Below are 7,876 nucleotides of genomic sequence, written 5' to 3'. Positions count from 1 at the left end.
GCGTGCGCCTATGCCGATCAGGCCGCATTGGATGCCGCATTTGAGACATTCAAATCAGGCTTTAAAGTGAGCGGAGGATGCGATGCGAAAGGGGAGATCCAAGGAAATCCTGAAGCTCCAAAATTATGCGATGGAGGAACAGTGACAGTGACCTATAAAGTGACCGACAAATGCTACGAGACCACCATCAGCAGAGACTTCACCATTACCGCTCCAGCAGCTGTAGTTCCTGTGTCACCGAATCCGTTTAGTGCCTCGGCTTGCGCTTACGCCGATCAGGCTGCAATAAATATTGCTTTTGAAATCTTCAAACAAGGATTTAGTGTAAGTGGCGGTTGTGATGCAAAAGGTGCATTTGTAGGTAATCCAGTAGCGCCAAACTTATGTCAGGGTGGAACTACTAGTGTAAGTTATATGATCACTGATAAATGTTACACCACTACAATAAGTAGAGACTTCACGATTACCGCTCCTGCAGCCGTAACGCCAGAGGCTCCTGCAGCAGTAAACGCTTCTGCTTGTGCCTATGCCGATCAGGCTGCATTAGATGCTGCTTTTGAAATTTTCAAAGCAGGCTTTAAGGTAAGTGGCGGTTGTGATGCTAAAGGAATTATCCAGGGCAGTCCGGTTGCGCCAAAATTGTGCGAGGGAGGAACAACAACAGTTACCTATAAAGTGACCGATAAATGTTACGAAACTACAATCAGCAGAGACTTTACCATTACTAAAGTTGACTTGCTTAATGTTTTAAGTCCGCCAAATAAAACAGTTGTTTGTGGTGAAGATGCAGATGCAGCATTTGTAGCATGGATTGCTGGATTTAAATTCACAGGAGGATGCGCTGGAAATGTTCAGGCTACAGATTTATCTCAATTTGTGAAACCTCAGATTGGAACGGCATTAGTTATAGAATATGTTGTTTCAAACAATTGTGAAACGATTAAAAAAGTTTCAACATTTTTGATTACTCCATGTACGACTCCTATTTGTACTTATACTCAAGGTGCTTACGGAAATGTTGGAGGTATGGCCTGTGTTGGAGGACAATCTTACACAACCAAAGCTCTTATTGCGAAAGCATTAAGTGCTTATCCAGGCGGAACAATGACAATTGGTTTAGTTGGTAAATCTGTATTAGTATCTAATAATCAGGCTGATATTAATGGTGTGATAGCGGTTTTACCAGGAGGGGGAGCAAGTAAAGTGCTAGCAAATGGAAATCCTCATATTAGTGCATTGCCTGCGTCATACCTTAAAAAAGGGAAACTTGATAATACCTTATTGGCTCAAACTATTACTTTAGGACTTAATTTAGGTATTGATAGTGAGTTGAGTAAATTCAAATTGCAGGCAGGTGTATTAGCAATTGCTCGACCTGAAGGCGGTTGCGGATCTAAAACTCCAAAAGTACGCTCTTGTAATCTTGACGGAACAGTAAGTAATGAATACAAATATTACACTATTCCGAACAATGTGGTTAGTAAACTAGCTGGCGATAAAACTGTCGGTGGTCTGTTTAACTTGGCTAATCAAGCATTAGGAGGCGGAAACACTTATGGACTTTCTCTTTCTGATATTGCAAGCTTGGTAGATTTGATAAACAATGCATTTGATGAATGTAGAATCGCAATAGGATACAATATTCAGCCACTTGCTTGTGGAACTACTCAACAATCAATAGTTACTCAGACACCTACTACTCAGGAAACAACTGTAGTGGAAAGCAGTGCAAAAGAAAGTAAAAAACCTGGTTTTGATGCTTATCCTGTTCCATTCAAAAGTTATATTACCATTCGTTATAACTTTGATTATGCGACCGATGTTAAAATTGAATTGTTTGATATATCTGGAAAATTGTTATCTTCAGAAACAGATACAAATTCTTATTTAGGAAAAGAATATAACTTTAATATTGATTTCTACGTAGGTAAATTCCAAGTTTACATTTTACAAATTACGACTAATAAAGGCAGTAGCACTAAAAAAGTTATTTCTGCCGGTAATTAAATTAATTTATAAATCTTATTTAAAGCATCCGTTAAAAGCGGATGCTTTTTTTTTGAAAATTATTTTTTTTGTTTATCCTTTAATTACGAGTATTTTACGGCTATAATTATTTAGTAAAAGGAAATGAGATTTAAAAAAATAGAGGGAAAATCATGTTTTTCTTTTTTTTGGTTTAATTTTTGGAATACCTTTATAGTATAATCCTTAAAAAAAATAATTATGAAAAAGATACTTACCTTATTTGCAGTTATCGGTTTAATTGCATTCTCTAGCTGTGAAGGACCAGAAGGGCCTCCGGGACCTCCGGGGGAATCAGTAGCTGCTGAAGTTATTGATGTAAATAATGTTTCATTTGATGCCAATGGAAATGGTGGTGTTAGATCTTTTGGTTTTACACTTTTTCCAGGTGATGTAGTTTTGGCTTACAGAGCAGATGGAGTAAGTGCGGGACGTACTGTTTGGGTGCAAATTCCAGAATCACATTATTATAATGATGGGACTTTATTTTTTACATACAAATTTAATTTTACTCTAGTTGATTATGAACTTTATTTGCAAGGTTTTGAATTAAATGAAGTGCCCGCTGATTTAAGAACTGGACAAAAATTTCGTATAGTAGTTGTTCCAGGTAATGATCCTGTAAACACTAATAAATCTGTTAATAAGCCAGATTATTCAGATTACTATGCTGTAATTAAAAAATATAACATTGATGATAGTAATGTTAAACAAGTAAATTAATTTTTGAAGTTGATTTAAAATATAAAAAAAAAGGAAATCTTACGATTTCCTTTTTTTTATGAATATATGTTTTGTATCTAATTATTCTTCGCTTGACGAATCATTTAAAACCTTTTCTGGCCCAAATTTAAGAGAAACTAAAATTCCTACTAGAAGAGATAAAGCAATAAATCCTAAAGAAGCCCATTCTGGAACATGGAAGAAATCGTGTAAAAGCATTTTTAATCCCACAAAAGCTAAAATTGCTACTAAACTGTATTCTAAATAACTGAATTTTGCCAGCATATTTGCTAAGAAGAAATACATAGAACGTAAACCAAGAATAGCAAAAATGTTCGAACTGAATACTAAAAATGGATCTTTGGTGATAGCAAGAATCGCTGGAACACTATCTACAGCAAACAAAACATCCATAACTTCAATAACAATTAAGGCTACAAATAATGGAGTCGCCGCTTTTTTTGCAGTTTTGGTTGAAATGAAAAATCTTTCCCCATCCATTTCAGATGTAATTGGCATAATTTTACCTAATGTTTTGTAAACAAATGAATCTTTTGGGTGAAAATCTTCTTCCTCGCCAGAAAAAAGCATTTTTATTGCAGTAAATATTAAGAAAACTCCAAATACGTAAGTTGTCCAAGCAAATTTATTGATTAGCATTACTCCGAAGAAAATCATTAATCCGCGGAAAACAATAGCCCCTAAGATTCCCCAGAACAAAACACGGTGCTGGTATTTTTGAGGAATTTTGAATGAAGCAAAAATAATAGCAATAACAAAGATGTTGTCGACACTCAGCGAAAGCTCGATCAAATAACCTGTTATAAATTTCATCGAAGCGACTGATGGTTTTAAATCATCTGGGTTTGCGATATAATCTGTGGTGTACAGCCAATAAATTACTCCCGAAAAAAGGAAAGATAAAGTAACCCAAACCAAAGTCCATTTGCTGGCTTCTTTAGTGCTTATGATATGGGGTGTTTTATTAAAGACACCTAAATCTAAAGCAAGAATAAAAACTACAGCAAGTAAAAAGAGTGACCAGACTATCATAATGATTTTTTTTAATGATTTACAAAGATAAGTTTTGATGTTTAACTTAAAAATTAAATTTATCAGAAACTTACTTTTAAAATTATAAGTTATGAATTATGAGTGAACTTTGTCAAAGTTTGAAACTTTGACAAAGTTGAATTTGCGAAGATTGTTTCAAAAAAAAGTGCCATCAAACAAATGATGGCACTTTTTAGAATATATTGTAAGCTTTAAATTATATTGCTGAGTTAACAGTTTTGATAATTCTAGCAGCAATTTTGTAAGGGTCTCCGTTTGAAGCTGGTCTTCTGTCTTCTAACCAACCTTTCCATCCTTTTTGAACAGTCATTAAAGGAATTCTGATAGAACATCCTCTGTCTGAAACTCCATAAGAGAAATCGTTGATAGAAGCAGTTTCGTGTTTACCAGTTAAACGCTGATCGTTGTAAGCTCCGTAAACCGCGATATGTTCAGCAGTAACAGGACGGAAAGCTTCGCAGATTTTTTCGTAAACTTCTTGAGAACCACAAGTTCTAAGAACTGTGTTAGAGAAGTTAGCGTGCATACCAGAACCATTCCAGTCTGTATCTCCTAGAGGTTTTGGGTGATATTCGATATAGTAACCATATTTCTCAGTTAAACGGTCTAATAGGTAACGAGCAACCCAGATTTCGTCTCCAGCTTTTTTAGCTCCTTTAGCGAATAATTGGAACTCCCATTGTCCGCAAGCAACCTCTTGGTTGATTCCTTCAAAGTTGATTCCAGCAGCGATACATAAGTCAGCGTGCTCTTCAACTAATTTTCTACCGTGTGTGTTTTTTCCACCTACTGAACAGTAGTACATCCCTTGTGGAGCAGGGTATCCTCCAACTGGGAAACCAAGTGGAAGTTGTGTTTTAGTATCCATGATGAAATACTCTTGTTCGAAACCAAACCAAAAATCATCATTATCATCATCAATTGTAGCTCTACCGTTAGAAGGGTGTGGTGTTCCGTCAGCGTACATAACTTCGCACATTACTAACCATCCGTTGATACGAGTTGGATCTGGATAAATTGCAACAGGAACTAATAAACAGTCAGAAGATCCTCCTTCAGCTTGTCTTGTTGATGAACCATCAAATGACCAATTTCCAAGTTCTTCTAATGTTCCTTTGAAGTTTTCGTGCTCTTCAACTTTAGTTTTACTTCTAAGATTTTGAGTTGGTTCATATCCGTCTAACCAAATGTACTCTAACTTAATTTTAGCCATAATAATATAAATTAATTTTTTTGTTTTTTTTCGTTGGGTCAAATATAGATTTATTTTTTCAGTCCCAAAAATTAGGGGGCTATTTTGTTTTATGAAGTATAATTTTTTGGATAAGCATAATTTTGATAGGGGTATATTTAAAAAAAAGCAATTTTGGTAACCTTTAAAAAACAAATTCGTAATAATTACGGCACATTTTTGAATTTCTGAGTTAAGGAATTATGAAAAAATGTTTATTTAATCAATATTGTCGTACAGTTTTGTTATATTTCTGTGATTTGAATTCATTATTCTTTGAAAAAAGCATTTTATATTGAGAAATTCTATTTCAAAAATCTAAAATTTATATTCCAAATAGGTTTTTTAATTGTTTATATTTGCTGATCATTTTTTAATGAAAATTATTACGAATTTAAAATATATATAACCATGTCAACATTACGTTTCCAAGCTTTACAAGAAGCTTCTAACAGAAAGCCGGTGCACTTTGAAGAAATTGGCCGAAAATCTAATCTTTTTGGTTCAAATGTGTTTAATGAGAAAGCAATGAAGCAATATTTAACTTCGGATGCTTTTAGAGGAGTAAGAGATGCTATTCAGCACGGTACAAAAATAGACAGAAAGCTAGCCGATTATATTGCCATGGGAATGAAAGAATGGGCTTTGGCAAAAGGTGTGACACATTATACACACTGGTTTCAGCCTCTTACAGGAACTACTGCAGAAAAGCACGATGCTTTTTTTGAGATTTCTTATGATGGAAGCGATCCTGTTGAAAAATTTGGCGGCGCGCAATTAGTACAGCAAGAGCCAGATGCATCTAGTTTTCCGAACGGGGGAATCAGAAATACATTTGAAGCAAGAGGTTACACGGCTTGGGATCCAACTTCACCTGCTTTTATATATGGTACAACTTTATGTATCCCGACAGTATTTATTGCTTATACAGGTGAAGCTTTAGATAATAAGATTCCTTTATTAAGAGCATTATCTGCTATTGATGAAGCGGCTACAGAGGTTTGTAAATATTTTGACAAAAACGTAAAAAAGGTAACAGCAACTTTAGGATGGGAGCAAGAATATTTTTTGATTGATAAAGCGCTGGCAAATTCTCGTCCTGACTTAATGATGACAGGAAGAACATTATTAGGACATACATCTGCAAAAGGACAGCAGTTAGACGATCACTATTTCGGATCTATTCCAACTCGTGCTCTTACTTATATGAGAGATTTAGAGCAGGAATGTATGTTATTAGGTATTCCGGTAAAAACGCGTCACAATGAGGTAGCACCAAATCAGTTTGAATTGGCTCCGATTTTTGAAGAAACCAATTTAGCAGTTGACCACAACTCTTTATTAATGGATGTAATGCAGAGAGTGGCTGAGCGTCATGATTTTAAAGTGTTATTTCACGAAAAACCATTTAAAGGAGTAAATGGTTCAGGAAAGCACAACAACTGGTCATTGGCTACAGATACAGGAGTTAATTTGTTGAGTCCGAGCAAGACGCCAATGAGCAATTTACAGTTTTTGACTTTCTTTATTAATACAATAAAAGCGGTAAACGATAACGAAACTTTGTTAAGAGCTTCTATTGCAACAGCAAGTAACGACCACAGGTTAGGAGCAAACGAAGCGCCGCCAGCGATTATGTCGGTATTTATTGGAGCTCAATTGACAAAAGTTTTATCTGAGTTGGAAAGCGTAACAACAGGAAAACTTTCGCCAGAAGAAAAAACAGATTTGAAATTGAATGTTGTTGGCAAAATTCCAGATGTATTACTTGATAATACAGATCGTAACAGAACTTCGCCTTTTGCCTTTACAGGGAATAAATTTGAATTTAGAGCGGTAGGCTCAAATTCAAACTGTTCAAATGCAATGACAACTTTAAATGCAATTGTGGCAAAACAGTTAATTGACTTTAAAAACGAAGTAGAGAATTTGATTGAAAATAAAGACATGAAAAAAGACGATGCGATCTTTAATGTCTTAAGAGAATACATCAAACAATCTAAAAAGATTCTTTTTGAAGGAGACGGTTATAGCGAAGCTTGGGAAAAAGAAGCTGCAAAAAGAGGTTTGAGCAATTTTAAAACAACTCCAGAAGCTATAAAAGCTAAAGTTTCTAAACAAGCGTTAGACTTATTTGAGCAATTAGGAATCTTTAATCATGTTGAAGCTGAAGCACGTTACGAAATTGAATTGGAAGAATACACTAAAAAAATCCAAATTGAAGGACGTGTTTTAGGTGATATTGCGAGAAACCATGTTATTCCGACAGCAATTCGTTATCAAAATACTTTAATTGATAATGTAAAAGGACTAAAAGAAATTTTCGGAAAAGATTTTGAAGCTTTAGCCAAAGAGCAAATTGTTTTAATTAGAGAAATTTCAGGCCATATTGAAGGAATCAATTCTAAAGTATTGGCAATGACAAACGAAAGAAAGAAAGCCAATCAATTGACAGATGCTCAAAAAATGGCGGAAGCGTATTGCAATAACGTAAAACCTTATTTTGATGAAATTCGTAATCACTGCGATAAATTAGAATTATTAGTAGATGACGAAAGCTGGACATTGACTAAATATAGAGAATTATTGTTCACGAAATAATAATCTAGAAAACTAATTTTTAAACCTGTCTCAAAAAGACAGGTTTTTTTATGCCGAAATAGTAAAAATATCCCTATATAATTTTTGTTTTATGCCCTCTACAAGTACTTCAAATGTAAGTAAAATGTGATAAGTCTCTTTTTTCTTATAAAAATTTCTTACACAAAAGGCAGTTCGTCGAGATAGTTTTGCATTTCGTCGAAAATAGGTTAACTTATTGTA

Annotated in this window: 5 protein-coding genes; 3 read left to right on the top strand and 2 right to left on the bottom strand. The window is 34.6% G+C overall.

Annotated features, from left to right (window positions below; genetic code table 11):
* Together RB618_RS09800 and RB618_RS09795 are read left to right on the top strand one after the other, a co-directional pair.
* Positions 1 to 2,007, top strand: a 2,007-nt coding sequence (locus RB618_RS09800) for a T9SS type A sorting domain-containing protein (RefSeq protein ID WP_308068577.1), incomplete at its 5' end; no start/stop codon positions are given.
* A 219-nt stretch (positions 2,008 to 2,226) separates the two neighbouring features.
* Positions 2,227 to 2,748: a hypothetical protein gene (locus RB618_RS09795; protein WP_308068576.1), complete on the top strand. Its 522-nt coding sequence runs from the start codon at positions 2,227 to 2,229 to the stop codon at positions 2,746 to 2,748.
* Positions 2,749 to 2,829: 81 nt separating this feature from the next.
* Here the strand turns inward: RB618_RS09795 and RB618_RS09790 are convergent, their stop codons facing one another.
* Positions 2,830 to 3,801, bottom strand: a complete 972-nt coding sequence (locus tag RB618_RS09790) for a TerC family protein (RefSeq protein ID WP_308068575.1) — start codon at positions 3,799 to 3,801, stop codon at positions 2,830 to 2,832.
* A gap of 217 nt (positions 3,802 to 4,018) precedes the next feature.
* Positions 4,019 to 5,035: a glutamine synthetase beta-grasp domain-containing protein gene (locus RB618_RS09785; RefSeq protein ID WP_308068574.1), complete on the bottom strand. Its 1,017-nt coding sequence runs from the start codon at positions 5,033 to 5,035 to the stop codon at positions 4,019 to 4,021.
* 429 nt (positions 5,036 to 5,464) lie between these two features.
* On the opposite strand from RB618_RS09785, the gene RB618_RS09780 reads away from it, so the two are divergent.
* The gene (locus RB618_RS09780; protein ID WP_308068573.1) at positions 5,465 to 7,654 is read left to right on the top strand and encodes a glutamine synthetase III; all 2,190 of its coding nucleotides are present in this window, start codon (positions 5,465 to 5,467) and stop codon (positions 7,652 to 7,654) included.
* Positions 7,655 to 7,876 lie beyond the last annotated feature (222 nt).

The organism is Flavobacterium sp. LHD-85, assembly GCF_030929595.1.
GTDB lineage: Bacteria > Bacteroidota > Bacteroidia > Flavobacteriales > Flavobacteriaceae > Flavobacterium.
This window is presented reverse-complemented; position numbering and strand designations above follow the sequence as displayed.